General features: G+C 77.2%; 4 protein-coding genes. All 4 read right to left on the bottom strand.

Annotation, left to right across the window (positions count from 1 at the left end; translation table 11 throughout):
• Positions 1-91: 91 nt before the first annotated feature.
• The 4 genes from WDV06_RS36555 to WDV06_RS36540 are packed head-to-tail and all read right to left on the bottom strand — an operon-like array spanning position 92 to position 2,954.
• Positions 92-304, bottom strand: coding sequence for a hypothetical protein (locus WDV06_RS36555; protein WP_395514113.1), 213 nt, complete (start codon positions 302-304; stop codon positions 92-94).
• Positions 301-708: a hypothetical protein gene (locus WDV06_RS36550; protein ID WP_395514112.1), complete on the bottom strand. Its 408-nt coding sequence runs from the start codon at positions 706-708 to the stop codon at positions 301-303. Before WDV06_RS36550 ends, WDV06_RS36555 begins: the two co-directional genes overlap by 4 nt.
• Positions 709-765: 57 nt before the next feature.
• Complete coding sequence (locus WDV06_RS36545; RefSeq protein WP_395514111.1) at positions 766-2,253, bottom strand: sensor histidine kinase; 1,488 nt, start codon at positions 2,251-2,253, stop codon at positions 766-768.
• On the bottom strand, positions 2,250-2,954 hold the full coding sequence (locus tag WDV06_RS36540; protein WP_395514110.1) for a response regulator transcription factor: 705 nt from the start codon (positions 2,952-2,954) through the stop codon (positions 2,250-2,252). Before WDV06_RS36540 ends, WDV06_RS36545 begins: the two co-directional genes overlap by 4 nt.
• Positions 2,955-3,120: the final 166 nt, after the last annotated feature.

Here is a 3,120-nt window from a genome sequence, read left to right as displayed (position 1 = left end):
CCCCCCCCCCCCCCCCCCCCCCCCCCCCCCCCCCCCCCCCCCCCCCCCCCCCCCCCCCCCCCCCCCCCCCCCGCGGCAGTGGCGGGGCCGCTCAGTTGTTCTGCGCGGCGTCGGTGTCCGCCTGGGCGGCCGCACCGTCCGCGGCGTCCAACTTCGCCTGCATGTCGGCGGCCTGGCCGTCGCCGCCCGCCGACTGCTCCGCCTTCGGGTGGGACTGCGCACCGCCCCCGCAGCCGGTCAGCAGCAAGGCTCCCGCGGCGGCCAGGGCGGTGAGTGCGGCGGCGCCGCGGCGGGCGGACCTCACTTGGACCCCTGCGCGGAGCACCAGGTGGAGACGGACTTCAGGTCCGCCTGGCGCTTCTGGAGGGTGGGCACCAGGCTCTTGCGGAACGCCAGGCGGTCGTTGAGGTAGCTCTGGATCTCGGTGTGGCCCGCGTTCTTGGCCTCGGTGACGCGCTGTTCCAGCCGGGCGATGGAGCCCGCGACGGTGGCGTCCCCGTTCAGCCGGGTGAGGGCGGCGCCGATCCGGGCCTCGGTCTTCGGCAGGCGCTTGCAGATCGCCTTGGCGCCGTCGCCCTTCGGAGCGGACTTCGCCGACGCGGCGGGGGCCGGCGCGCTGCTGTCGGCCTGGGCGGGGCCGGCGGACAGCAGCGCACCGGCCAGGGCGACGGCGCCGATCGCGGCGGCGGTCCTACGGTTCGCGAGCATGGTGTATCCCCTTCGATGCGACGGGCCGGCGCCTGGGCGCGCCTGCCGGACGGGACGCTAGGGAGCCTTTTTGTGGATTCCTTGTGATCCCTCGTCGACCCGGGAGATCCAGTCCCGCCGTGCGGGCAGCAGACGCAGCGTCGGCTCCCCGTCCGAGACCAGCGGGAGGCGCACCTCGAAGCGCGCGCCCGTCCCGCCGGGCGCGTCCCCGACGGTGACCGTGCCCCGGTGCAGCGCGGCCTGCTGGGCCACCAGGGTCAGCCCGAGGCCGGAGCCCGGACTGCCGGGCCGGTGGTGGAACCGGCGGAAGACGGCCTCGCGTTCGGCGGGCGGCACGCCGGGCCCCTCGTCGTCCACGGTCAGCACGGCGAACGCGCCCTCCGCGCGCAGCCGGACCGTGACCCGGGGCGGCTCGCCCGGCCGCCGGCCGTGCACCACCGCGTTGCGCAGCAGATTCGCCAGCATGATCTTCAGACCGGAGTCCCAGCCGAACACCCGCAGTTCCGCCGGCAGCTGCACGTCCGGCTCCAGCCCCTCCTCGCGGTGCCGGCGCGCCGCCTCGCCGGCGGCCGCGTCCACCAGCTCGCACAGGTCGAGCGGGCAGAAGGCGGACACCTCCACCAGGTCGCCGAGCGCGAGCATCCGCAGCGCCCCGAGCAGTTCGAGCAGCCGGGCGTGGTCGCCGCGCAGGTCGCTCACCACCTCGGCCCGTTCCTCGGGGGACAGGCCGGGATGGGCGGCGAGCACGTCCAGGTCCGTCTGCATGCTCATCAGCGGGGTGCGCAGCTCGTGCGAGGCCGCGGAGGAGAAGGAGCGGGCGGTCTCCAGGGCCTGCGCGGTCCGTGCCGCCTGCTCGTCGTAGCGGGTCAGGAGCTGGGCGATGGCCGCGGACAGCTCGTCCACCTCGGCGATCCCCGCCGGTGGCCCGGCGAAGGCCGCGGCCCCGGCCGCCGGGTCGAGCGCGGCGGCCCGCCGGCTCAGCCGCCGTACGGAGGCGGTGGCCCGGCCGGCCAGCCCGTACGCCAGGAGCCCGGAGACCGGGGCGGCCAGCAGGGCCACCAGCAGCACCCGCCGCCGTACCGCGGCGACCTGCGGATCGGCGGCCGAAGCCGGGGTGTAGACCCACAGGTTCCCGGGAGCGGCACCCGCCACGGGCACGCTCAGCACCCGCCAGGCGTGGCCCCTCGCGCGGACCGTGACCGGGCCGTCCGGGGTCCGCTCGGGCAGCCGTACCGCCGTCTCGGGCTGCGGCCCGCCCTCCAGGACCGTCGTCCCGTCCGCGCCGCGCACCCTGATCCCCGCGTCGAGGGCGTCACCCAGCACCTTGCGGTGCTGGTTCTGCTCCGCCTTGGGCCGGCCGCTGCGGTCGGCGGCCAGCAGCGCCCGCACGTCGGGCAGGACCGCCGCGGCCCGGTCGTGCAGCCGCCCGTCCTGCTGCTCGCGCAGGTCGCGGCTGACGAGACCCAGCACGAGCAGGCCCGCGGACAGCACCAGCAACGGCATGACCACGGTGACGGACAGGGCGATCCGGGTGGCGAGCTTCACGCCGCGCCCCCCGCGCCGGGCACGCGCAGGACGAACCCGACGCCCCGCACCGTGTCGATCAGCCGGGGGCGCCCGCCCTCCTCCAGCTTGCGGCGCAGGTAGCTGACGAAGGTGTCGACCGCGTCGGTCCGCACCTCGAAGTCATAGCCCCACACCCGGTCCAGCAACTGGTCCCGGGTCAGGACGATGCCCGCGTTGCGCACGAGGGCGGCCAACAGCTCGAACTCCCGGCGGGTGAGGTGCACCTCGGTCCCGCCGTGGTGGACCTGCCGGGTCGCCTGGTCCATCTCCAGCGGTCCGGCGCGCAGCACGTCGCGGCCGCCGCGCGCCGGGCTGCGCCGCAGCAGGGCGTGCAGCCGCAGCACCAGCTCCTCCAGGGCGAAGGGCTTGACGAGGTAGTCGTCGGCGCCGGCCTGGAGTCCGGCGACCCGGTCGGCGAGCTCGTCGAGGGCCGACAGCATCAGGACGGGGGTCTCGTCCCCCCGGGCGCGCAGGATCCGGCACACCTCCGTACCGGTCTGGCCGGGCATGGACACGTCCAGGACCAGTACGTCCGGGGGCCGGGCGTCGATCCGGGCGAGGGCGCCGGGCCCGTCCTCGGCGAGCACGACGGTGAAACCGCTCAGCCGCAGCCCGCGCTCCAGTGACCGCCGGATGGCCGCGTCGTCGTCCGCCACCAGCACCACCGCCGTGCTGTCCATGCTGCCTCCCGCCCTGTTCTGCTCGAACCGGGCCCGACCCTCTCACAGCCGCCGGGGCGGGGGCCCGGCGGGGGGGGGGGCGGGGGGGCCCCCCGGGGGGGGGGTGGGGGGGGGGCGGGCGGCGGCCCGGGGGGGGGGGGGGGGGGGGTCGTCGGGGGTGGCCGGG

Origin of the sequence: Streptomyces racemochromogenes, from assembly GCF_044129415.1 — a bacterium.
Taxonomy (GTDB): domain Bacteria; phylum Actinomycetota; class Actinomycetes; order Streptomycetales; family Streptomycetaceae; genus Streptomyces; species Streptomyces racemochromogenes_A.
The sequence above is the reverse complement of the archived record's forward strand: the minus strand, read 5'-3'. Positions and strand labels throughout refer to the sequence as shown.